The following is a 25,918-nucleotide window of genomic DNA, read 5'->3' on the forward strand; positions in this document are numbered from 1 at the left end:
TATGGCGTAGAGTTAGCAACATAGTAAGTAAAAGAGATACCGGCGCTGCGGGCGCCGATCAGGGAGGATGTTATGGAAATGCAGCAATTGCGAAGAGAAGACGTGGAACTGTTGGCGCCCGCGGGCGACTGGGACTGCATGCGGGCGGCCGTGGCGAATGGAGCGGATGCCATTTTTTTCGGTGTGGAGAAATTTAATGCCCGGGCACGTGCGAATAACTTCCGGATGGATGAACTGCCGGAGATTATGGAGTTCCTGCACAGCTATGGGGTTAAAGGCTTTTTGACCTTTAATATTCTCGTTTTTGAAAATGAGATGGAGGATGCCAAAGAGCTGATAGATGCTTGCATTGACGCGGGCGTAGATGCGGTGATTGTGCAGGACCTGGGTCTTGTAAAAATGATTCGTGAGATCTCGCCGGATTTTCCGATCCATGGTTCGACACAGATGACCATCACTTCCCCGGAAGCGGTGGAATTCACCAAACCGTTTAATATGGAGCGGGTCGTGCTTGGACGGGAGAACAACCTGAAGCAGATCAAGAAAATCGGCGAGCAGGCGAAGCTGCCCATGGAAGTGTTCGTTCACGGAGCGCTGTGTGTATCCTACTCCGGGCAGTGTCTGACCTCTGAAATGTGGGGAGGGCGGTCGGCGAACCGCGGCGAGTGTGCACAGGCGTGCCGCCTGCCGTATGACCTCATGGTCGACGGCGAGCAGAAGCCGATGGGCGATGTGGCTTATCTGTTGTCGCCGAAGGATTTGGCTGCAATTGACATCATGCCTGAGCTGATTGAAGCGGGGGTAACCTCCTTCAAGATTGAAGGACGCCTGAAGTCGCCTGAATACGTGGCCAATGTCGTGAGCAAATACCGTAAGGCGATTGACCGATACTTTGACGGTGACCATACGAAACCGGGTAAAGAAGAAATACGTGAGCTGCAGCAAAGCTTTTCGCGGGGGTTTACGCATGGCTTCCTGGATGGCACGAATAACAAGCAGCTCGTGGACGGCACATTCCCGAAAAGCCGCGGTGTCTACCTTGGGCGGGTCGAGCAAATTTTGCGTGACGGCGTTGTATGCCGGATTGAGGCGCCGCTCAAGCGAGGAGACGGCATCGTATTTGATGCTGGCGATCCGACGAAAAAGGAAGAAGGCGGACGTGTTTACGATATTCGCCGCAAGGGTATCAAGGTGGAAGGAGAAGCTGATGAGGGCTGGGTGATTGACATCGTGGCCGGTCGCAACGATGTGGACCTGCGCCGTCTCCATGTCGGTGACCGCATTTGGAAGACGAATGATCCGGCCTTGGACAAGCGCCTGCGCCAGACGTATGAGACAGAGAAGCCGTACCGGGTCTTCCCGGTACACGTGAAGGCTGTGGGTCATCCTGGCCAGCCTTTGACGACCTGGTGGACCGACGTGCAGAAGGGCACAACGGTCCGCGTGGATTCCGAGCTGGAATTGGAGATCGCCCAGAAGCGCCCGATGACCGCAGAGCTGCTCGAAGAGCAGTTCGGCCGTCTGGGCGGGACCGTGTTCCAGTTGGAAGCGCTGGACGTCCACCTGCACGGGGACGTCATCGTGCCGATGCGCGAGCTTAACAACATCCGCCGTAAGGCGGTGGAACAGCTCGCGGGCGAACGGCCGAAACCGCCGGTTTATGTGAAACGGGCGGCCCAGGTATACGGCGATGCAGCCGTGCCGGCAGCGCCGGTGGCGCGCGGTCAGGCGGAGCTGACCGCGCTGTGCCGCAGCCTCCCGCAGGTGGAGGCTGCGCTCGAAGCCGGCGTGCAGTTCATCTACGCCGACTTCGAGTTCATCAAGCAGTTCCCGGCAGCGGTTGAGACCGTACACGCCGCAGGGCGCAAGATCGCGCTGGTAACCCCGCGCATTCATATGCCCGGCGAGAACGGCTACCACAACAACATCCTGCGTCTTCAGCCCGATGCGGTGCTGGTGCGCAATACCGGTGCACTCTATTTCTACCTGAAGCACCGCCGGGAAAATCCGGACGCGCAGCATCCGGAGCTGATCGGCGACTTCTCGCTGAACATCGCGAACCACAAAGCTGTCGACCTCTTCCTGGAGGCCGGCTGCGATGCCGTAACACCGTCGTACGATCTGAACATCCAGCAGATGGTCGATCTGCTCGGACGCTCGCGTACAGACAAGCTGGAGGTTGTCATCCATCAGCATCTGCCGATGTTCCATACCGAGCATTGCGTATATTGCACCTTCTTAAGCGAAGGAACGGACTATACGAACTGCGGCCGTCCGTGTGAGGAGCACAACGTCTCCCTGCAGGACCGTATCGGCATGTCCCATCCGGTCCGCGTGGACGAGGGCTGCCGCAACACGGTTTATAACGCCATCGAGCAGTCCGGCGCCGAGTACCTGTCCAACTTCATGGACCTTGGCGTCTCCCGCTTCCGCGTGGAGTTCCTGGAAGAGACGCCGGAGCAGGTGCATGAGGTCATCGACCTTTACAAGCGCGCTCTGCGCGGCGACATCAGCGGTACTCAGGTGTGGAAGACGCTGAAGGCCACCAACCAGCTTGGTGTAACCAGAGGGCAGCTAGTGAAATAGCAACGCAGCATAGCTTTCAAGGCTTTTCAATATATAACTGCAATGTATATCACAATTATGATATTGTAATATTGTGAATATACTGCACTTGCGCCTCCAGAGGAACCACGTGAAACTGTGGGCTGGGGGCTTTTTGTGTCTGGCGACGCAACGGCAGAAGTGAAAGCTGAATGTTCGAAGGAACTCGGTTTTGTGAAAGGCGGTACAGAAGCCATGTTTGATTATAACTTGAACGATATACGTGCTCTGTGTGGAACAACAGCGTACAACAGGGGAAGAGACTACTGCGATTCAGGGCGTGTGATTTCTCTTGATCTTGAAGAAAATGAGGACTGGTCTGCTACCGACGAAAGATACAATGCTGTAGTTCAGGGGAACAAAAAATACAAAGTTACTATCGACATAGATGACTACGGAGATGTAGAGACAAGCTGCACCTGTCCTGCTTATGGCGATTACTATTATGAAGGCTGCAAGCATATCGCGGCGGTGCTGATTGCCCTGTACAGAAGGAACAAGGAGGCTGACAAGCAGGAGAGAAAGAGGGAAAAGGAGCGCATTGGACAGGAAGCCCTCTCCATTTGGGGACCAAACTCTATGCTGCATCAGGCGACCCGCACAACCTCCAGCAGCCGTCCGCAGACGAATCCTAAGCAACAGAAGTTATCAACGGTCAGTTACGCAGCAGCAGACCAGATGATGAAAATACTGGATGCACGGAAAGCGGGACATGATAGAGCAAAGACAGCCGATGCGGCCAGAAGTATTGCCGGGAAAGACACACTGCAGGTGGAATATATAGTCAAGGTCATGGATGGGTACCATGCTGAGGATTACTTAGCGCTGGAGATGAAGATCGGGGTCAAGCGAACTTACATTGTGCAGAAAATTAGAGATTTTCTGGATGCAGTGGAGGGTGAAGAAGCGTATCCTTTCACTAAGTTGTTCACCTTTGATCAGACAAGCCAGGTTTTTCTGCCGGAGGATCAGGCTATTATGGACATTCTGCTGCGTGTCAGAGCCAGTGAACGGTTGATGAAGAAAACGATAAATCCTTATATGTCCAATCACGGTACCTATGAAGATCCCAAGCGGATGTATATTCCGCCCATCATCTGGGATCAACTGCTGGACAAGCTGCTGCAAGCCAGGAATGTCATTTGGGAGGGAAAGGGCACATTGGGTACGGGTCAGCTTGAGCAGGCAGAAGGACTGCCTCCGGTGGAGTACAGCATCATGCCGGGTCAGGAGGACGGTTATTCTTTGAAAGTGGAGGGGGTAGACAGGCTCGCGCTGTTGGACAATTACGGAGTTGTGCTGGGGTCTGGAAAATTGTTCAAAATGGAACCCCAGCACATTCGACATCTGTCCAGGCTGAAATCCACTTTGTCCTCTAGTGGGAGCAAAGAGCGGATTGAGGTGTCCGCCCGGCAGATTGAGCCTTTCCTGCAGCATACCCTGCCTGTGCTGCGTCAGCTCGGTCAGGTCAAGCTGGACAAGCGGGTGCAGCGGAAGATTCAGGAGCCTGAGCTTGTCGTCAAGGGTTTTCTGGATCAAGAGGACGATGACCTGGTGCTGCGCATCGAATTTCATTACGGGGATATTGTAATCGATCCTTTGGAGAGCACTTCCAAACAGCGCAAATCCGGAGAGACCATTCTCATTCGTGACGATGAGCGTGAACAGCTTGTGTTGAGACTGCTAGAGGCGGCGGCTATATCCTGTATCGGCGGTCGTTGGCTGGCAAGCACGGACGAGCAGATATACGATATGCTGTATCATGTACTGCCCTCGCTGGAGGAACTGGCAGAGTTATATGTGTCCCAGTCGGTGCAGCAGTTCAGGAAGAGCTCGTTGAACCAATTGAAGCTGAAGGCGGACATAACGGAGGGGCTTGACTGGCTGGAGCTCACCTTTGAGCTGGAGGGCATAGAGGCTGAAGAGATTGCTCATATTCTGAAGCATATTGTGGAGAAGAAAAATTATGTGCGCTTGCGCAATGGCGCGCTGCTGTCGCTGGAAGGGCAGGCTTATGATGAAATCCGGACAGTAGCCGAGCAACTGGACATGAAGCGTGACCAAGCGAAGCAAGGTGTGTTTCGTCTGCCGGGTCTACGGTCCTTGCAGTTGTTCCACCCCGAGGAGACGAAGAACAAAGCTGTGCGTCTGAGCAAGTCTTTGCGTCAGTTTCTGGAGCGTTTGCTTCATCCGGAACGGACGTCATATGAGCTGCCTGATAGCCTGGAGCCGATATTGCGGGATTATCAGGTGGAGGGTTTCCAGTGGTTCAAAAACTTGTCTGCCTTTGGTTTTGGTGGTATTCTGGCTGACGATATGGGGCTGGGTAAAACCTTGCAGACGATCTCCTATATTCGCTCTGAGCTGGACGAGCGTGCAGCGGCCGCTGCGACGGGTACTAAAGCAAGCACTAAAGCAGGTGCTGAAGCAAGTATTGAAGCAAGTGCTGAAGTAGACACCGAAGCAGGGGCAGACAGCCAATATGTTGATCCTGCAGCACAGCAGCCTGTGCTGATCATTACACCAGCTTCACTGACCTATAACTGGGAAAATGAGCTGCGCCGTTTTGCCCCGGAACTGAAGGTAGCTGTAGCCGCCGGCGACAAGGAGCAGCGCAGCAGCTTGATGGAGGACATGCAGGCACAGGCTTATGATGTGTTGATTACCTCTTACCCGCTGCTGCGCCGGGATGCGGAATGGTATAAAGACAGGAGCTTCCCGATTCTTATTCTGGACGAGGCCCAGGCGATCAAAAACAGCGGCTCCCAGACGGCGCAACTGGTGAAGCAGCTATCCGCAAAGCATCGGTTTGCCCTAACGGGGACGCCAATCGAAAACTCGCTGCAGGAGCTGTGGTCCATCTTCGAGGCCGTTTTTCCCGCCTTGTTCCATGGGCAAACGCATCTGCAAGAACTGCCGCGTGAGCGTATTGCACGTATGATCTCACCATTTCTATTACGCAGGCTTAAGCAGGATGTACTGGAGGAGCTTCCGGACCGCATCGATACCGTGCACCGTTCGGCTCTTGCCCAAGAGCAGAAGAAGCTGTATATGGCGTATATGGCACGCTTGCGAGAAGACACCTTGAAGGATTTGGAGGAAGAAGGCTTCCAGAAGAGCCGCATGAGGATTCTGGCGGGAATTACACGTCTGCGCCAGCTCTGCTGCCATCCATCATTGTTCGTCGAAAACTACGAAGGCACCTCCGGCAAACTGGAGCAACTGCTGGAGCTCGTAGCGGACGGTCTGGCCAGTGGGCGACGTTTCCTGATCTTCTCCCAATTTTCCAGCATGCTGGGGCTGATTCGCACTACGCTGCAGGAGCGAGGCTACCAGACCTTCTATCTCGATGGAAGCACGCCTGCCAGTGAACGTGTGGAAATGAGCCACCGCTTCAATGAAGGCGAGCGCGACATCTTCCTGATTTCGCTCAAAGCAGGCGGTACCGGCCTGAACCTGACCGGCGCCGATACAGTAGTGCTATTCGACCTGTGGTGGAACCCGGCAGTCGAGGAGCAAGCAGCAGGCCGCGCCCACCGCATGGGACAGCGTAAAGTCGTGCAAGTCTTCCGCATGGTAGCGGAGGGCACGATTGAAGAGAAAATGCTGGAGCTGCAGCAGAAGAAAAAGGATCTGATCGAGGATGTGCTGAACTCCTCCACAGGCAATACCTCTGCACTGAGCGAGGAGGACATCAGGGAATTGCTCCAAATGTAACCAGCAAAGATCTGTAAGGTGAAATTTGGTCCTCGTAGAGTAAAACCTCGCTGTGGCGTGTAATTGATGGATGCGTTAGATCGTTAGCAGCGGGTTGTGATAGGAGAAGCAGTTCCCTTAGACTGAAGTGGATTGCTTGAACATCACGAATCTAAGACAGCCGACCTCCTTCTGGAGGTCGGCTGTGATGCTGTAACGTCGTCGAACAATTTGAACATCTAGCAGATGGCCCGCCTATTGGGGAACTTTCGTACGGACAAGCTGGAGATCTCCCCGCCATCCATCAGCATTTGTCGATGTCGCATAGTATGTATTTCTTATACCTTTCTTAGTGAAGGTGGGACTACACCAACTGTGGTCGTCCGTGTGAGGAGCACCACGTCTCCCTGCAGGACTGCTTCGTATATCTATCTGGCGCGTGCCTATTCTACTCTATGGACCTCGGTGCCTCCTGCTTCTGCGTGCGGCTCTTGGAAGAGACATCGGAACAGGTATTACGAGAGCTTCGATCTTACAAGCGAGATTTGTGGAAATTCTTTTTTGATATGGAAACCTTAGTAGTGTATCTTCTTTTCATTTTATCGGGTTATTATACTATATAACTATTTTCGAAAAGAACTTCTGACTGTCCAGTATATTTATCTTGAAACTTTAACAACCCTAAGCCTACAATATAACATAGCGTATAAATATCGGGGGATAATAAATGGAACAAGTTAATGAAAGAAGATTGGATGGTATTGATGTATTAAGAGGTGTCGCCGCAACAATGATAATTGCGTTTCACGCGTTATTTATTGGAGGATTTGATGGGAAAACTAGCTTTGATCCTGTCATAACAAAGTTAGACATTGGTGTTAGGCTTTTCTATGCTCTTAGTGCGTTCTCTCTAATGTATGGATATGATAAGAAAATAGAAATGGAAAATGGTTTGCAAAAGTTCTATGTTAGTAGATTTTTTAGAATAGCACCATTGTTTTATTTATGTATTATATTTTATTTAATTGCAATGCCAAAATGGTTTAATACTAGTGTTGAAATTACAGACTTATTAACAAACCTTACTTTTATATTTGGAATTCTTCCTGGGAAGCACGAGAGTGTTGTTTGGGCGGGGTGGTCACTCGGGGTTGAATGGATATTCTATTTCATGTTCCCTTTATTTATTATATGTAGTAAAAACATAAAGAATACTATGGTGTTATTTATACTATCTATTTTTATTTTTTACAATTTTGATATTCTAGGTGCGGAATTACTGAAAATATCCAATAGCGCTTTTGAACTCAATTTCTTACATCATATTGTGTTTTTTATTTCAGGAATATTGAGCTATAGATTATTTAAAGTTATAAATTTTAATAAAAAAGTTTTCCGTATCACTTTTCCCGTTGCCATAATTTCAATTCTATATTTATATTTTTTTACAAGTTTTTTAGGGGAAAGAATCGGAGATTTATTAATGGCTTGTAACTTTATATTAATAATTCTTTACTTTTCATATTTCCCTGCAAAATATTTTACAAACAAATTTTTTATTACATTGGGATTGAGTAGTTTTGGTTTATATTTGTTGCATCCAATTGTAATAATTATTTATTTAAAAACAGATATTTTGAATAAGCTAAACTTAATCCCTCAAAATGGAAATGGGGCTTTCTTCGTTTTCTTTGCATTTACATTTCTAATAACGTTTATTCTTGCATCTGTTTCATACAAGTTTTTTGAATATCCAATGATGAAACTAGGGAAAAAGATTGCTAATAAAAAGTCTATTGATATAGGGACAGAGAAGAGAAAAATTGCTTAATCACGTAATCAATATTCTGTAATTTAGATATATCACCAAGCCAAATGCATTGTATACGTCTTTTTAATACTCATTAGAACGATAATGGGTAGATAAGATACACCTTGAAAAGGTGTATTTTTTAAATACTCAACCTTTGTAGAACAAAAATCGGCATGAAAGAAGATGTCCAACGGGTTGGAGAGTGATGAAACACTCAGCTTGGCAAAATAGAAAACATCGTTTTGTTTGGTAAAGTGAGAGTAACGAGCTTCCACTACCTGACAGAAGAGGTGTTCTCCATCATGATAAAGCAGATTTGTCTATATTAAATATGATTTGCTGTAGTCTAGGAGATACCTGTTATAATAGAACATGTTTGTTTGATAGATTGTTATGCAATGAGACAAAGGAGCAGTTACATGAATAAAATACGTAAAGCAATTATTCCGGCGGCTGGCTTGGGTACACGATTCCTTCCTGCAACCAAAGCAATGCCCAAAGAAATGCTTCCCATTGTTGATAAGCCGACCATTCAATATATTATTGAGGAAGCCGTTGCTTCGGGAATTGAAGATATTATCATCGTAACAGGTAAAGGGAAAAGAGCGATTGAGGACCATTTTGATTCCTCCTTTGAACTCGAATACAATTTGGCTGAAAAAGAGAAATGGAAACTGCTTGATGAAGTGCGCAAGCCCTCAGAGATGGCGGATATCCATTATATACGCCAAAAGGAACCGAAAGGCCTGGGCCATGCCATCTGGTGTGCTCGTAAATTTATCGGTGAAGAACCCTTTGCTGTCCTCCTCGGTGACGATATCGTTGAATCCGACGTCCCTTGCCTCAAGCAGATGATCGATGTCTTTGATCAATATCAGCGGGCAGTAGTAGGGGTAAAGCAGGTTCCTTGGAACGAAGTGAATCGTTACGGTATCGTAGAGGGTACTCCGCTTGAAGAGAAGATAGTCAAAGCGAAACGGTTGATGGAGAAACCAAAGGCGGGGCAAGCAAAGTCAAATCTGGCCATTATGGGAAGATATATTTTGACACCGGATATTTTTGAGTTGCTAGGGCAGCAAAAAACGGGCGTGAATGGTGAGATTCAGCTTACTGATGCTTTAGCGGAATTAGGCGAGCGCAGTTCGATCCTCGGGTATGAATTCGACGGGAACAGGCATGATGTGGGAGAGAAATTAGGCTTCATTGAGACGACTATCCATTATGCGCTCCAGCACAATGAATTGAAGGACGATGTCCTCGATTATATGAGACGGATTATTGAAAAAATGGATCAAGAGAAAAAGGTCACTCCTTAGTGATATGCTCCCATCATAGTAGACAGTAGAAAAAAACAAAACTCTACTTCTACTATGATGGGAGTTTTTGTAATGTCCAAAAGAAGCCCAATTTCATCTGAAATAAAGTTAAGGGCCGTAAGGCGCCGCCTGCAATATGAATCCAATCCCAACCATGAGGCAAAACAATTAGGTGTCCATAGAAACACGGTTTCCGAATGGATAAGAAAATATCAAGCAGATGGAAAAGAAGGATTAGGAGAATCCAAAGGGTGGGAATCTTACTCTAAGGAGCTAAAACGGTCTGCCATTCAAGATGTACTCTCTGGAGAATACTCCGTACGTGGATCGGCTACACTTAGTTGGACAATAAAAATAAGGGCTTGTAGAATAAACCTATCATGCTAAGGAGCGGAGCTCTACAATGCCAAAACAACAACGGCGAACCTTCACCTCAGCATTTAAAAAGCAAATGGTGCAACTCTATGAAAACGGGAAATCCAGAGCAGTGATTGTGGAGGAATACGACCTCACAGCTTCAGCCTTAGATCGCTGGATCAAGCAAGCTCAGACGTCAGGCTCCTTCAAGGAGAAGGACAATCGTTCTTCAGATGAAAACGAGCTCATCGCTTTGCGCAAAGAACTCCAGCGCCTGAGAATGGAGAATGATATTTTAAAGCAAGCCTCGCTGATCATGGGACGAAAGTAGCTATCATCCAGAACGACCGTGATAAATACTCAGTATCAGCAATGTGTGACGTCCTGCAAATCGCAAGAAGTACCTTTTACTATGAAGCGAAAGAACAACCGAACGAAGACGAGCTCACGGAAGTCATTGTGGAGATCTTCCGCAAGAATTGAAAAGCCTACGGCACACGCAAGATCAAGTGCAAGCTCCATGAACGTGGACTCGTCGTGTCCAGACGTCGTATGGGTCGGATCATGAAAGAACAAGGACTCGTTTCTACGTACACAGTGGCGCAGTATAAGCCGCATAAAGCCGCATGTAACGAAGAAGCTACAGCCAACATCCTGAATCGTGAATTTGACCAAACCGAGACCAAACGCTTCGTCGTCAGTGACCTGACCTATATGAAGGTTCAGCACCAGTGGCACTACATTTGCGTACTCGTTGACCTGTTCAATCGAGAGATGATTGGTTATCGTGCAGGTCCGAACAAGGACGCTGCCCTGATTTCACGCGCCTTTGCTACCGTACAGGGGGATCTGCGTCAAATTCAATGGTTCCATACAGACCGTGGCAGTGAATTTAAAAATGAAAAGATGGATGAGCTTTTGGAAACGTTTGAGATCGGTCGTTCTCTGAGCACGAAAGGCTGCCCCTATGACAACGCTGTAGCGGAAGCCACCTATAAGGTGATGAAACCGAGTTCGTCAACCAGCAGGAATTTCAGAACCTTCGTCATTTGGAGATCGAACTATACGATTACGTCAACTGGTTTAATAAGTATCGCATTCACGGAACACTGGGATACATGACACCTGTTCAGTACCGCGAAGAAGCCCTTAAAAAAGCTGTCCGATTTACTGTTGACAATCCAACGAGAGGTGGCGAAAAAATACCATATTTCGAGTAAAAGTGTGTTAGAGACCTGAATTGCCAAGTATATTAAAGGGGTGAAAATGAAACCAACTCGGAAAAGGATAACGAAGAACGGATCGAAATTGTACAATTCACCATCGTCAATGATTTAGATTACCAGAAGGCGATCGACAAATACGGTGTCTCTTACCCGCAGGTTTACGCATGGGTTCGTAAATATACAGCTAGGGGTCAGGAAGCCTTACAAGATCATCGAGGGCGTAAAAAGCCACTAGAGGAGCTGGATGAGCAGGAACGACTAAAGCTTCGGATTAAGGGACTCGAAGCACGTAATGAGTACCTTGAAATGGAGAACGCACTTGCAAAAAAAGTTGGCAGAGATCCGGCGAAGAAATACACGCTAACCTTAGCTCGGCATGTAGACATCTATCAAGCCATTCAAGAGCTACATGCTGAAAAAGGCTACGCGATCACAAAGCTCGTGAGCTCGCAGGAATCGCCCGATCTGCCTACTACAAGTGGCTGAAATGGACGTCATCCACTAGAGAACTCGAAAATATTGCACTAGCCAAGGAAGTCAAATGTCGCTACGACAAGCGAAAGGGGATACTCGGTTATCGTCAAATGCGTACTCAGCTGAATCGTAAGCTGAAAAAGAACTACAACCGCAAACGGTATTACCGTATCATGCGCGCACTTGAACTCAAGGCAGTCATTCGAAAATTACGTGAAAGCTCCAGCCCTTCATATCGCTGAGAATGTCATGAACGAGGATTTAAGGCGGATGCAGAGTGTAAAAACCTATATGCGCTATTGCAATAATGATCGGTACACCGAACGACTAAACGGTTTATCCCCTAACGAATATCGACGAACAGCTTAACGACAAAAAACAATCCCCTCGGCTTGGATAACCGAGAGGATTGTTTTTTGGTCTGTCTACTTGACAGGGTGCATTTCATTAGGGAGTGGCCCTTTTCTTGTCTTCTGTGAAGTACTTCAAGAGATGTTTTCTTATGCTTACATTCATTGAAGCTTTAGTGCAACCAAATCATCAATCTGCTGTTTTTCATTTGCATCGGCTTGAATCAGCTTGTCATACCAGATATGATCTACCTGACCTTGTTTTTGCGTAGCGGCGACGTAGTATCGGGCGATTTCTTTATTTGTCGCGTTACTCAGATCTTCATTCAGAAGAGGCTGCAAGATCACCACCGCTTCGGCAAATTTATTGGACATAAACTGAATTTTGCCTGTATTCAAGGCAATTTCAGGCGTCAAATTAAACTGCCGTGTAAGTATAATGCTATCAGGCAGATCATTGATGTGAGCTATTCCATCCAGCACTTGTTGATATGCGTTCAAACCTGCTTCAAAATACTGCTGCTGCTTCGCAATATCGCCCTGCTCTCTCGCCTGAATGCCTAGAGTGAAGGCTTGTTGGATGAGATTACTGTACCACGAGATATCCCATTTATAGTTCGAAATTTTGCTCTGCAGGATTTCAAAAGCCTTCTCATTGCCGTTTTTTAACTGATAGTGAGACATTAAATAAGAATACATGCTTTTGTTATAAGGCTCTGCTTCCAGTCCCCGCTGCAGCAACTCTTCATCAGCTGTATAAAACTGTTCATTCTGGCTTTGCTTATACGCTGCTTGATATAGAGATGACAGCAAGAGTAAGGAATCCGGGTGAGTCGGCCGGATGGATAAGTCTTCGTTGACCGCCACCTGAATTTGATCAAAAGACTGACTCGTACGGGCAACCTGTCTGGCCTCCGTAGCCGCATTGCTTGACTGTATAAAACGCAAACCTGTGAACACCAAGACAATCGCTACAATACCAATGACCCCACTATACAGTGGACGGAAAGCACCAGGATTCAAAGTCAACCGTTTTACCGGTCTGCTGTCCATTGCTGCAGCCATACCTCCTAGCCCCACAAACACCAGCATGCCCATGAACACATAGCTCAAGTTAAAGTCCAGAATACTGTGCAGCAGAATAGACAGCGTTAAAATGAAATAGAGAAAATAAGAGTCACGCTCTTCCGCATTCTGCTGGATATAGCCCCGGGTATATTTATAAAATACAAACAATATGAAAGCCATAAAGATGATGAAGCCTAGTATGCCAACCTCCACTAAATACTGCATGAAGAAGTTATGCGCCTGACGGCTTGTATAAGGATAATCCTGGTATTTCTCGTACAGTGTTGCCCAGCCGCCACCACCAGCTCCTATGATCGGATAATCCGCAATCAGCTTGGATGCATCTTCATAAAACTGGAAGCGTTCCAATACACTGTGCTGCTGGAAGTTGATGCCTTCCACACGCACCCGGATATTTTCAGGCAGGACGTTGCGCAGACTTGTACCGATAAGCAAGAAGGCTACAACCCCAACGATGACGACCGAACCGACAGGCAGCCACAGATTGGAGAGCTTTCGCGAAGCCCATCCCTGCATGCCGTTCTCCAGCTTCGGTGCGACATACTGCTGAATCAGCCAGGATATCACACCAGAAATGGCCGCAGCCGCAATGAGCAATCCCCAGCCTTTTGCTGCGGTAGCTCCGTTGTAAGTCTGGTTCAGCTCCAGCCCCATATTGGTAATCGGACTAAGCACAGCCAGCGATACAATCCCTGCTACGACGCAATAGATAATCCACAGCAACTGCCGAGCAGATTTGAAGAACAGAAGCAGAATAACGAATACAACCGGCAACATAACCAAGCCACCGCGTGACAAGGTCAGGAACAGAGACACGAGAATCGGAACGAGCATAAAGCCATGTGTTAGCCGTCCAAACCAAGTCTTGGATTTCATCAAACTAAAGATGGATGCGAACAAAAATGCCATCAGAAACGCTGCATACGTATTCGCATACTGGAATACAGAAGTCAGACGAAGACCGTTTGAATCCGTCATTACGGCACTGGTGTAGCGGTTTTGATACACTGCACTGGAGAACCAATCTACCAGCTTACCAGCCAGAATCCACTGTCCAAACCAGTTGATAAAACCAAAGCCCACAATCAGATAGGCTACGGTCATAATTATGATTTGGATCATTTTATTCCCGAGCCGGTCCTGCAGCAGATACAATGATGTGATGAACATTGAGGCATAGACACACTGAACAATCACCATGTTCATGGCCAAATAGTGAGAAGCCGCTGAAATAAGAGACAATGCATATGTTACAGGCAGTAGAATCACCAATACCGCCAGCCAGTCTCTTTGCTCTTCCAGTTTGAATTTTTTATAATAGCTTAGTATTACTAAAATCAATAGAATCGAGGTGATCGTAAGGGCCCAATAAATAGGTTTTTCAAAATCTAGCATCTGTCCGTTGAACAGAGCGGCCTGAAACGGAGACCAAACAAAAAACAACATGATTCCAACAATTAACACCCAAAATAACGGTGACCTTTTCTCGTCACGGGTCGACGTATGGGCTTGTTTCCCGTATACTGGATTCGACAAGGTTTACAATCTCCTTTTCTTGTAGATACGTCAATATTTTAGCATAGAATGTCGCCAAGTTGAAATTGAAAGACCATGAACTTTTATATCGTTAGGGGATGCAATTTGTGAGCAATTTAAGAGAGTCTTCTTTTAGAAGAAAATTGATTGTTGATTTATCCAAAAATGATTTCAACAAGAAATTCAAGGGGTCATACTTGGGTGCCCTTTGGGCGTTTGTTAACCCAGTTATCACTATATTGTTGTACTGGTTTGTTTTTGAAATAGGCTTTAGATCTGGAAGTACACCTGAGGGATATCCCTTTGTAGTTTGGTTAATATGCGGGATGGTCCCCTGGTTCTTTTTTGCTGAGGCCTTTGCAAGTGCGACGTTAAGTTTTTCCGAGTACAGTTTTTTGGTGAAAAAGGTTGTTTTTAATATAAGCATTCTTCCTTTAGTAAAGATATTTTCAGCCTTTTTCATCCATCTATTTTTCATATGTTTTTTAATTGTAGTTCTTTTATGTTATGGTGTTACGCCGACAATCGCTTGGCTGCAATTATTTTACTACGTGTTTTGTACTTTTGCCTTATTGGTTGGGACAACATTTATAACTGCATCGATTATGCCCTTTTTTAAAGATATTGCTCAAGTAGTCTCAGTTATAGTTCAAATTGGTTTCTGGTTGACCCCGATTGTATGGTCGCTAGATATTGCACCTTTAAAGTATCATTTGCTTTTTAAATTAAATCCCTTTTATTACATTGCGGAAGGATATAGGGATGCTTTTCTGTACAACACTTGGTTTTGGAGCAAACCATTTGAAACTTTGTACTTTTGGATTATCTGCTTTGTGTTATTCACGGTAGGGGTGGCTATGTACAAGAAATTGAAGCCTCATTTTGCTGATGTATTATAATCTGATTAGGGGAAATAATAATGAACTCAATAATCAAAGTGGAAGATGTTTCGAAAATATATAAATTATACATGAATCCGTCAGACCGTTTGAAAGAATCGTTGCATCCGCTTAAAAAAAGTTATCACAAAGAATTTTTCGCTTTAAATAATCTTTCTTTTCATGTGAATAATGGCGAGTCTGTAGGGATAATAGGTAAGAACGGTTCTGGAAAATCAACTTTACTGAAAATAATTACTGGTGTTCTTTCTCCAACTACTGGTAGTGTCCATGTCCAAGGGAAAATTTCGGCATTGCTAGAACTTGGAGCGGGTTTTAATCCTGATTTTTCAGGTTTGGAAAACATTTATTTAAACGGTACAATGATGGGCTTTAGCAAAGAAGAGATGGATGCAAAGTTAGATGATATAATTCAATTCGCAGATATCGGTGATTTTATACATCAACCTGTTCGAACATATTCAAGCGGTATGTTTGTAAGATTGGCTTTTGCAGTGGCAATAAATGTTGAGCCGGAGATACTTATTGTCGATGAAGCATTATCGGTCGGTGATATTTTCTTTCAAGCAAAATGCTTCAAAAAATTTACTGAGTTCAAAGAACAAGGGAAAACAATTCTTTTTGTTACGCATGACATGAGTAGTATTATGAAATACTGTGATCGCGTAATTGTTATAAACGAAGGAGTTATAATAGAAGAAGGACCCCCTGGACCTATGATTGATGTTTATAAAAAAATACTGGTTGATATGTATGATAAAAATGAAGGAATTCAACCGCAAACTTTAGAAGAAATAAAAGATGAGCATGGAAGCTGGAAAGATAATCTTAGTATTAATCCAGGGTACACGGAATACGGCAATAAACGAGCTGAAATTTTAGACTATGCCATTTTTGATCACAATAACGATCTAACAAATGTTGTTTTAAAGGGAAAAGAATTCAAAATCAAATTAAAAATCCGTTTTAATGAACCTTTGAGAGATCCTATTTTTGCTTTTAGTATTAAGGACGTTAGAGGGACTGAAATAACTGGTACGAATACAATGTTGGAATCGGTGGATATTAAAGAAGCTGTTGCAGGGAAAATTATAGAGGTTTGTTTCACTCAAACTAATCATCTTCAAGGAGGCGATTATTTAATATCATTAGGATGTACCTGTTACGAAGGAAATGATTTTGTCGTATTTCATAGGCTTTATGATATTATGAATCTTCATGTCATATCTAATAAAAATAGTGTGGGTTTTTTTGATATGAATTCAAAAATACTTATCTCTGATTTTGAAAGGAATGGGTAGGCATGATTGAATATATAGGAAATGTTAAAATGAATTATAATTTTTATAATGGTCAAGACAGCTACTCGGATGGGGAAATAGAAGATGAGTTGCTGAAGGTATTACTTGATCAGAAAGATATCTCACAACTTCTGCAAGAGGATAACCGATGGCCGACATTATATCATTTTTCACCTAATCGTCATAATTTATTAGAGTGGTTTTCTTTTAAACCCGAGAGTGATGTTTTGGAAATAGGAAGTGGCTGCGGAGCTATTACAGGTTTACTCTGTGAGAAGTCTAAGAGTGTTACATGCATAGAATTGTCTAAAAAACGTTCTTTAATTAACGCTCATCGACATTTGGAAAAAAGTAATTTAGAGATTATTGTAGGGAATCTCAATGAGATTAAATTGGAAAAAAAATATGATTATGTTACTTTAATTGGAGTTCTTGAATATGCTGCGTTGTATACCGAGACTGAATCGCCTTATATATCTTTTTTGGAAAATGCAAGAAAGTATATTAAAGAGGGCGGAGTTTTAATTATAGCGATTGAGAATAAGCTTGGACTTAAATATTGGGCGGGAAGCAGAGAAGATCATACTGGCCAATTTTTTGACGGCCTTCAAAATTACCCGTCAAAACGAAAAGTTGCAACATTTTCAAATTTGGAATTGGAAGCTCTAGTTCGAGAGGCTGGTTACAAGGATGCTCAGTTTTATTATCCCTACCCTGACTATAAAATGCCGACACAAATATATTCTGACAACAGATTGCCTGTTGTAGGTGAGTTAAAAGGCAATAGTCCTAATTATGATCAGAACAGAGTTTTATTGTTCGATGAAGAATCTGTTATGGATAATTTGATTCGAAATCAACTCTTTCCTACCTTTTCAAATTCATTTCTTGTTTTTTGTTCAAATTAAAAGGGAAGGCTGATGAGTAATGGAGACGACCTTTGTTAAGTACAGTCGGGAGAGATCCACTGAGTATCAAATAAAAACAATGATCTTCAATGAAGACAATAAGACTTATGTATCCAAGCAGGCACTAAACGACTCCGCAAAGGATCATGTAAACAAAGTTAATAATAATTATAAACTCCTTCACCCGGTATATAAACAAAACATACTTGCAAAACCTTTGCACTATGAAGAAGGATCAGTGCTTTTTGAATATTTAGAAGGCATTAGTTTAGAACAGGTACTGTTAATGGCGGCTATTGAGAAAGAATTGCCGAAAATATATACTGTTCTGGATATGTATACTGAATTTTTGGATAATGTGGCGACTGAACATTATTGTGACTTTTACAATTCGCCTGGATTCATCAGCTTTTTTGGGAACAGAGAAAGGTTAGTGGGATTAAAAAGTTTCAAAATATCGAATATTGATTTAAATTTAGATAATATAATAATGGATGAAAATGGGGAATTTAAAGTTATTGATTATGAATGGGTACTTGACTTTTCCGTCCCATTAAATTTCATTAAATTCAGGGCGATAAATAACTTTTACTATTCTCATTTTGTAAGCATAAAGAATCTTATTTCTATTGAAGACATATTTACTTATATAGGAATTTCTAAAGAAGAATTATCTGACTATATCGATATGTCTAATAAATTCGCCGATATGGTTGGAACCGATAAGAATATGTTTCTCTTAGAGAAGTATCTTAAAAGAATAGTCCCATTTGAATTTGATGAGCCGCCAACTTTTATCGCACAGCTTTTTACCAGCGCAAATCAAGAGTTTATTGAAGAGGAGAGCTTACTTTACAACGTAAGCCAAACAAATCAAATAATTAACTATGATTTAACTTCGAAAGGCCAAATTAAAAATATCAGGTTTGATCCTTTACAGGGTAATGGTACAGTATGTATTAAAGATTTAAAATTAATAGATCTACAGGGTAACTCGATATCCGTTAATGAATATTATTCTAATGCAGACTGGAATGGGAATGGTTTTTACATTTTTTTTGATAACGATCCTCAAATTTACTACGAGGTGGAGGAAAAAAAATATGCAAGTATTCAGATTTCCATAGCATATTTTGACAACTTACCAGAAGAAATATCATATCAATTTCTTGAACAAACTCAGTGGTTTCAAAAAGAAATTGAAAAAAAGAAAAATCATCTAAATAAATTAGAAGCCGATAGAGAACAGATTATTAATGAGAATAGTAATTTAGTTAACTTAAATAATAATTTGGCCAATCTAAATAATAATTTAGTTAATCTCAATAATAATTTAATAAATGAGCATAACAATTTAACCAAGTCCATAAGTGACATTGAAATGGAATATAAAAAGCTGCAGGAGAATTTTCGTATTAAAGAGGAAGATATTCGTACATTAAATCAAAAATTTAGTGCTGTTTCACAAGAGAATTTATCTTTAACGGAGTCCTTGTTGATTTCAGAAAAACAACGTGCTGAGTTGAATGATCTGGTTACTAATAGAGAGCAGATTATCAATGAGATGATCAGTTCTAAGTGGTGGAGGTTGGGGCTTTTTTTGAAAAAAATTGTAGGGAAACGTTAATAAAACACTAATTTAAGGAATGATTTAATTGAGAGAACTTGAAGTTGTTACTTTGTTTGGATTAAACAGAACAGAGGAAGAGTGGGAGAGTACTAGTAATGACCCTCAAATGTACTTTCAGGGGGGGGTTAAGAAAGGCTGGTATAGAATAAAGTGTGAGGGAACCTCTGAATCATTGAGGTATCTTAAACTCTATGTTGATTACGGTGCAGGTTTTAATGAAGACGACTCTTTTATAATTGGAAAATTGGATCGACTTCAATCCAGTTTTCGGCCAGTTTACTTTAAAAAGGATGTATTATCTCTGCGTTTAGATCCTGGGGATTCCCCAGGAGTGTTTTACATACAGCGAATTGGTATAGAAAAGGTTGGATCTTTATCTATACTTAATCAGGCAATTCAGAGTTACAAAGAAATAAACCAGGGTAATAATCAAAGTTTATTTTTGCATGCACTAAAAAAAATGAGGCAACACGGTCTTAGATGGTTGTGGAATCGGGCTGTCACGCTTATGCTTAATCGGCCAGATCACCAGATTGGGAAGTTTGAGCCATACGCTTATAGTGAAGAGGGGAAAATTCCGAATTTCCATTCTGATAATAAACCGCTATTTACAATTATTATTCCGATTTATGAGTACAATCTCACTTACCTATCTAATTGTTTAACGTATTTAAAGAACCAATCATATACGAATTATGAAATAATCTTGATTAGTAGAGAGAGTATAGATAAACACACCTTGTCAGAATTCGTCTCTTCCAACAAAATTAATTGTATAACAACTTCCAAGAACACATTGTTGGGGATGATTCAAGAGGCGAGTAATTTTGTGGGTGGGGATTACATTACTGTTCTCGAACAGGAAGATTTTATTTCAGTAAATACCTTGCACGCTGCTGCGTTAAATACGACAGAAGATGTAGATTTGATATTTACTAATGAAGATAGGTTCCTTAATAATGGAGATCATTTTGCACCTTTTTATAAGGAAGAGTTTTTGCGGCAAGATAGATTGACAGCAAAGATCGTGGGTTCGTTTTTTGCCGCAAGAACAGATTTATTTAAAGAACTCATTCTGCTGGACTTCAATGATTACGAGGACTTTACAGATGCTTTGGTTGAAAAGGCATTGAATATAAAACATATTACAAAATTCTATTATCATCGAAGAGTGGCGGAATCCGTTTGGCCTGAATATAAAGATAATAAAACAGATATTGTTCCTTTTTATTTGCCGCAATTTCACGCGATTCCTGAGAATGATAAATGGTGGGGGAAAGGGTTTACGGAATGGACCAATGTGACAAAAGCTAAACCTTTGTTCAAAGATCATTACCAACCGCACGTTCCCTCAGATTTAGGATACTATAATCTCGTAGAGGATAATGACATTCAACAAAGACAAGCAGAACTAGCTAAGCAGTACGGCGTAACGGGATTTTGCTATTATTATTACTGGTTTGATGGTAAGCGTTTGTTGGAAAAACCTTTAAACGCTTTTCTGGAAAACAAGGATATAGATATTCCTTTTTGTGTTTGTTGGGCAAATGAAAGCTGGACAAGGCGCTGGGATGGACAAGAAAAAGAAATGCTTATGAAACAAGTTCATGATGAGGATTCAGATGCCAGATTTATTGAAGAGATGATCCCTGTTCTTCAGGATGAAAGGTACATTCGAATTAATGGAAAGGATCCCGTGCTTCTTATTTATAGAGCGGAGTTGTTTCCTAATTTAAAGGCAACTGTTCAAGCGTGGAAAGCAAGATGCAGAGAGGCAGGTATTCCCAATCTGCACGTTTGTATGGTACAGTCATTTGGACAAGTAGATCCAACTGTTTATGGATGTGATTCTGCGGTAGAGTTTCCACCTCATGGGGTTTATGCTAATGAAATCTCAAAAACTATGGAGCAACTGGCTCCCGATTTTTCCGGGAATATATATGACTACAGAGAAGTAGTTGACCGTGCTCTGCAGAAAAAAAGTGCAGGTGATTATACTTGGTTTAGAGGGGCAATGCTGAGCTGGGATAATACAGCAAGAAGAAAAAGTGCAGCGAATATTTTTCATTACGCTGATCCTGTTGAATATGAAAAGTGGTTGGTTGGCTTAGTTGATTATACCAGACGGTTCAACAAAGACTCGCATCAAATGATTTTTGTGAATGCTTGGAACGAGTGGGCAGAGGGTACGCACTTAGAACCTGATCAAAAATATGGTAAGCAGTATTTAGAAGTAACTCATAAAGCATCTAAGGTGCGATAATTGAGGTGATAAGATGAAGAGTGGTAGTACTCCCTTAGTTAGTGTCATCGTACCTTCTTATAACTATGAACACTATATTAAAGAGGCTTTAAACTCTATACTCGAACAGACGTATGACGAGTTGGAGTTAGTTATTGTTGATGATAATTCAAAAGATAACAGTTGTCGTATTGTAGAAGAGCTTATTTCAACTCAGGCATATTTAGAGAAGTTTAGGAGTCGTATAAAATTCATTAGACACGATCATAATCAAGGTGCACATAATTCAATAAACCAGGGGATTCGCTCGTCTCATGGTGATTATGTAACTATACTAAATGCGGATGACTTATTTCAGTCTAACCGTATTGAGGAAATGATTGGACAAATGCTCAGGGGTGATGCAGAATTTGCATTTTCGAAGATTAAAGTGATTGATGCAAACGGGGGAAATATAAGTTCAACTTCTGATCAGGCTAAAAATTTCATTCATACTCAAGAATCTATTTTAAATTTCCCAAGTGTCGGCTGGTCTTTAATACCTCACAACACTGCTATATCAACAGGAAATATGGTGTTCAGTAGAAAAATTTTTGAAAAATTGCATGGATTTCGAAATCTGAAATATTGTCATGATTGGGATTTTATTTTAAGAAGTGTTATCCTAACCGAGCCGATTTATGTCGAGAATACTTTTTATTCCTACCGCTTACATGGAAATAACACTTTTTTATCTTTAAGTGATGTGGTAGACAAAGAAGTAAAAACGGTTCTAGGATCTTATTTCAAATTATGTCGTAAAACGAACGTTCCAAATAAGTTGGCACCATCTCCTAATAATTGGCCAAAACAATTTTTTGAAGTTCTGAAAAATAGCCATATTATAAAGTTTTGGTACTATTCCAAATCTTTTTCGAATTTTATTTTACAGTTTAGGCAAAACCAATTAGACAATAAAGATAGAAATACCAATAAAAATATATGTTGATTTTCAGGAGGGTATTATGAAAGGTATAATTTTAGCTGGAGGAACTGGAACTAGACTATATCCATTAACGAAAGTAACAAATAAGCATTTGTTGCCTGTGGGGAAATATCCAATGATTTTTCACGCTGTTCATAAATTAAAGCAAGCTGCTATTCAAGATATACTTATTGTGACCGGTAAAGACCATATGGGCGATGTGGTTAACCTATTAGGAAGTGGATCTGAAATGGGAGTAAGCTTTACTTACAAAGTTCAGGATGAAGCGGGAGGAATTGCCCAAGCTCTGGATTTGGCTGAACAATTTGTAGGGGAAGACCAAATGGTTGTTATTTTAGGGGATAATGTATTTGTGGATGACATATCACCATATGTTGAAAATTTCCGAAAACAAGAGGCAGGGGCTAAACTGCTTCTGCAACAGGTAGAGGATCCAAAACGCTTTGGGGTAGCTGAACTACTTGGAGAACGTATTGTTTCTATAGAAGAAAAGCCTCAGAATCCTAAGAGCAATTATGCGGTAACCGGTATTTATATGTTTGATCATAAGGTTTTTGAAATTATTAAGACCCTGAAGCCTTCAGCAAGAGGCGAGTTAGAAATCACCGATGTCAATAATGAATACATTAATAAAGGTGAATTAAGTTTTGATATTTTGCAAGGCTGGTGGACCGATGCAGGCACCCACGTTTCTCTTGCGAAAGCCAATGACCTTTCTAAAGATATAATATTTAGTGAAGAGTTTGGGAAATTAAAAATATAGGGAGCGTGTGAAAATGAAGATAACTGAATTGAAGTTGAAAGATGCGCTGCTAATTGAACCGGTGGTACATGGAGACCACCGAGGCTTCTTTATGGAAAGTTATAATCAATTGGAGATGGATTCGCTAGGAATAAACTATAATTTTATACAGGATAATCAGTCTCTATCGGCTGATCCTGGAGTTATTCGTGGACTTCATTATCAATTAAATCCCAAAGCGCAGACGAAACTAATACGTGTTATTTCTGGAGCTATTTATGATGTTGTTGTAGATATTCGGCGAGATTCAAGCACTTTTGGAGAGTGGGTTGGTGTAATTTTAAGTCAATATAATAAGAGACAGCTATTGGTCCCAAAGGGCTTTGCACACGGGTTTTGCACATTAACTCCAAATACTGAGGTTTTATATAAAGTGGATGAATATTATTCTCCTGAGCATGATAGAGGTATCTTATGGAATGACCCGGATTTAAGTATCGATTGGCCAGTTACACAACCGGTACTATCTGATAAAGATCGAAATCATCCTGTACTGAAAAATGCCGAATGTAATTTTTAGTGAAATAATTTTATTTGTTAGTAATTATTAAGTAAAAAATTTGGGGAGCTATTTCAATTGAAAATAGAGTTGAAAGTAGATGAAAAAATCTTAAACGTACCTAGATTGCTAGTCATACTATTATCATTATTTCTATTTGTCTATATGTTAAAGATGAATTTTTTCGTCCCGCTTTGGAATGATGAATTTGCATATAGTTTTATTTTTAGGTCGGATCAAAAAATCGCGAGTATTGTAGACATTATTCAGTCGCAACAAATTTTATATAACAACTGGACAGGCCGAGTTCTTGTACATTTTTTAGTTCAGTTTTTTTTATGGCAAGGTAAGGACATATTTAATATAGTTAATGCTGCACTGTATGTAAGCCTTATTTTCGTTATCTGTTCTTATACAAAAATCAGGAAATTTAACACAATGGAAGACTTGAGAATGTTTTTGACGGTTTCTATATTGTGTTGGTTTTTTCTTCCTGTAATGGGGCAAACAACTTTTTGGGTGGCTGGTTCTGTCAACTATTTATGGGCGGCTCTAGCATTGTTGTTTTTTTTATTACCGTATAGATATATTCTTGAAAATAAAAAGATTATTAAGGATCGCTGGTATACTATTATTTCAATGTTTTTTTTGGGGATATTTACGGGCTGGTCTCAAGAAAATGCATCTGTTATAGGTGTGGCTTTTGTAGGGATTTGTCTGCTTAGTTTGTTTAAACAAAGAATAAAAATTCCCTTTTGGTTTATCAGCGGATTTTTAGGGTGTATTATAGGCTTTGCTTATTTAGTATTGGCTCCAGGTAACGGAGCACGTAAGAAAGTAATGTATTTCGATTTAAGTTTGAAAGATCAAATCTTGAATTTTTTTAAGTCCATTATCTTTTTGTTGTATGAACAAAAGTATTTGTTTCTTCTCTTAATTATTGCTTTTATTTTTTACTTTTTAAAAAAATATATATTTTCCAAATTATCTTTTTGGCTTTCACTAATGATTGTTTTTACTGGTTTGTTATCTTACGCTGCTATGATTGCTTCTCCTGAATTTCCAATCAGGGCAACCTTTGCAGGAGTAACTATGTTTTTAATTGCCTTAACATTTCTTCTTCCGGTGACAGCTAAAAAGATTGATATTATTATATTGATTTTACTAATACCTTTGAGTTTTTCAATGTATAAAACATATTCACAGTATCATACGGTACATCAGGAGACTCAAAAAAGGCTTGAGATCGTAAATAAAAGTATTGCTGAAGGGAACTACGATGTAAAATTACCTGAATATTCTGTGAAAGGAAACGATCGAGTTTTTATATTTGATGTTACATTAAATCCTTCATATACTTCTAATCAGCACTTCGCTCAGTATTATGGACTTAATTCAGTTGCTATAGATAAACCTACTATGATGGTTGAATTAGCTGAACCAACAGAGAACCACTTTCAGTTGTATTATGATATAGGGCAAGGTATAAGGGAACAAGATTCTTCTAAAGCAGCAATTTATAACTTGGTTGATGGGAATAAATTGTATTTTGGACTTCCCAACAAACCTATATATAAGTTTAGATTTGATCCTGGAATAATGAAGGCAGATATAAAAATAAAAAAAATAATAATATCTAATACGGATGAAACAATTACTTACGGAGCTCCTGAGTTGATTAAAATGTTTCAACCTGTGCATGACATCGAGAATATTAAATTGAAAGATGACACTCTTATAATTTCCAGTATTGGTTATGACCCCCAGGTGGAGTTTGTTAATGATTATACTCAAAGTGTAAAATTTAAAGTTGAGTTTGAAAAACCTCAATCAGGTAACTTTCAAGTTTTCTACGATACAGGTAATGGCTTTAATGAAGGTCAGTCTGTAATCAAAAATTTGATTGGGAGTCAGGTTTTTGAGGTAAGTCTTCCTGTTAAAGAACTCAACAGTTTCAGATTTGATCTTGGTGAAGAAATAAATAAAAGAATAGGCATACGAAATATAATCATTGAGGAACAAAACAATGAAATAATAACTTTAAATGGTCCTGATCTGGAAAATAGAGTAAGTAACCTAACACAAGTAAAAGTTGATAATAAAAGGCGGGAAGTATTATCTTTGGAGACCACTGGTAACGATCCATCATTTACTGTGACTAATCTTTTGTCAGAGTAAGAAGTTGAGGAGT

17 protein-coding genes and 1 pseudogene are annotated in these 25,918 nt (G+C 41.6%); 17 read left to right on the forward strand and 1 reads right to left on the reverse strand.

The features are described 5' to 3' along the window. The first annotated feature begins 72 nt into the window (after positions 1-72). The 8 genes and pseudogenes from OIN60_RS06920 (at position 73) to OIN60_RS22575 (ending at position 11,728) form a co-directional block, all read left to right on the forward strand. Positions 73-2,586, forward strand: coding sequence for a U32 family peptidase (locus OIN60_RS06920; protein WP_305754128.1), 2,514 nt, complete (start codon positions 73-75; stop codon positions 2,584-2,586). Between the two features lie 135 nt (positions 2,587-2,721). Further along, positions 2,722-6,321 carry a DEAD/DEAH box helicase gene (locus OIN60_RS06925; RefSeq protein ID WP_305754129.1) on the forward strand — a complete coding sequence of 1,200 codons (3,600 nt, stop codon included), beginning with the start codon at positions 2,722-2,724 and terminating at the stop codon, positions 6,319-6,321. Positions 6,322-7,027: 706 nt separating this feature from the next. Continuing rightward, complete coding sequence (locus OIN60_RS06930) at positions 7,028-8,131, forward strand: acyltransferase family protein (protein ID WP_305754130.1); 1,104 nt, start codon at positions 7,028-7,030, stop codon at positions 8,129-8,131. 401 nt (positions 8,132-8,532) lie between these two features. Beyond that, the gene (gene galU / locus OIN60_RS06935; protein ID WP_305754131.1) at positions 8,533-9,429 is read left to right on the forward strand and encodes a UTP--glucose-1-phosphate uridylyltransferase GalU; all 897 of its coding nucleotides are present in this window, start codon (positions 8,533-8,535) and stop codon (positions 9,427-9,429) included. A 72-nt stretch (positions 9,430-9,501) separates the two neighbouring features. Continuing rightward, positions 9,502-9,816 (forward strand): transposase, encoded by a 315-nt coding sequence (locus tag OIN60_RS06940; RefSeq protein ID WP_305754132.1) that lies wholly within the window; start codon positions 9,502-9,504, stop codon positions 9,814-9,816. 16 nt (positions 9,817-9,832) lie between these two features. Then, positions 9,833-11,006 (forward strand): annotated as a pseudogene (locus OIN60_RS06945) (IS3 family transposase). Positions 11,007-11,087: 81 nt separating this feature from the next. After that, positions 11,088-11,498: a helix-turn-helix domain-containing protein gene (locus OIN60_RS22570; RefSeq protein WP_370872412.1), complete on the forward strand. Its 411-nt coding sequence runs from the start codon at positions 11,088-11,090 to the stop codon at positions 11,496-11,498. A 32-nt stretch (positions 11,499-11,530) separates the two neighbouring features. Beyond that, entirely contained in the window at positions 11,531-11,728 is a 198-nt protein-coding gene (locus OIN60_RS22575; protein WP_370872413.1) for an IS3 family transposase, read from the forward strand. Positions 11,729-11,998: 270 nt separating this feature from the next. Here the strand turns inward: OIN60_RS22575 and OIN60_RS06950 are convergent, their stop codons facing one another. Next, on the reverse strand, positions 11,999-14,461 hold the full coding sequence (locus OIN60_RS06950; RefSeq protein WP_305754133.1) for an O-antigen ligase family protein: 2,463 nt from the start codon (positions 14,459-14,461) through the stop codon (positions 11,999-12,001). A 107-nt stretch (positions 14,462-14,568) separates the two neighbouring features. Here OIN60_RS06950 and OIN60_RS06955 point away from each other — a divergent pair, with 107 nt between their 5' ends. From OIN60_RS06955 to OIN60_RS06995, 9 genes are read left to right on the forward strand one after another with little or no spacing between them, the layout of a single operon-like run. Further along, positions 14,569-15,360 carry an ABC transporter permease gene (locus tag OIN60_RS06955; protein ID WP_370872410.1) on the forward strand — a complete coding sequence of 264 codons (792 nt, stop codon included), beginning with the start codon at positions 14,569-14,571 and terminating at the stop codon, positions 15,358-15,360. Positions 15,361-15,380: 20 nt separating this feature from the next. Continuing rightward, positions 15,381-16,661 (forward strand): ABC transporter ATP-binding protein, encoded by a 1,281-nt coding sequence (locus OIN60_RS06960; RefSeq protein ID WP_305754135.1) that lies wholly within the window; start codon positions 15,381-15,383, stop codon positions 16,659-16,661. Between the two features lie 2 nt (positions 16,662-16,663). Continuing rightward, positions 16,664-17,569 (forward strand): class I SAM-dependent methyltransferase, encoded by a 906-nt coding sequence (locus tag OIN60_RS06965; RefSeq protein ID WP_305754136.1) that lies wholly within the window; start codon positions 16,664-16,666, stop codon positions 17,567-17,569. Between the two features lie 19 nt (positions 17,570-17,588). Next, the gene (locus OIN60_RS06970) at positions 17,589-19,196 is read left to right on the forward strand and encodes a hypothetical protein (RefSeq protein WP_305754137.1); all 1,608 of its coding nucleotides are present in this window, start codon (positions 17,589-17,591) and stop codon (positions 19,194-19,196) included. 28 nt (positions 19,197-19,224) lie between these two features. Continuing rightward, on the forward strand, positions 19,225-21,462 hold the full coding sequence (locus OIN60_RS06975; protein ID WP_305754138.1) for a glycoside hydrolase family 99-like domain-containing protein: 2,238 nt from the start codon (positions 19,225-19,227) through the stop codon (positions 21,460-21,462). 13 nt (positions 21,463-21,475) lie between these two features. Next, positions 21,476-22,429, forward strand: coding sequence for a glycosyltransferase family 2 protein (locus OIN60_RS06980; protein ID WP_305754139.1), 954 nt, complete (start codon positions 21,476-21,478; stop codon positions 22,427-22,429). A 16-nt stretch (positions 22,430-22,445) separates the two neighbouring features. Continuing rightward, a complete protein-coding gene (locus OIN60_RS06985) occupies positions 22,446-23,189 on the forward strand; it encodes a sugar phosphate nucleotidyltransferase (RefSeq protein ID WP_305754140.1) in 744 nt (247 codons plus the stop codon). Between the two features lie 13 nt (positions 23,190-23,202). Further along, positions 23,203-23,748, forward strand: coding sequence for a dTDP-4-dehydrorhamnose 3,5-epimerase (rfbC, locus tag OIN60_RS06990; protein WP_305754141.1), 546 nt, complete (start codon positions 23,203-23,205; stop codon positions 23,746-23,748). A gap of 57 nt (positions 23,749-23,805) precedes the next feature. Continuing rightward, positions 23,806-25,905, forward strand: coding sequence for a DUF3329 domain-containing protein (locus OIN60_RS06995; protein ID WP_305754142.1), 2,100 nt, complete (start codon positions 23,806-23,808; stop codon positions 25,903-25,905). The last annotated feature ends 13 nt before the right edge of the window (positions 25,906-25,918 follow it).

This window comes from Paenibacillus zeirhizosphaerae (assembly GCF_030705605.1).
Classification (GTDB): Bacteria; Bacillota; Bacilli; order Paenibacillales; family Paenibacillaceae; genus Paenibacillus; species Paenibacillus zeirhizosphaerae.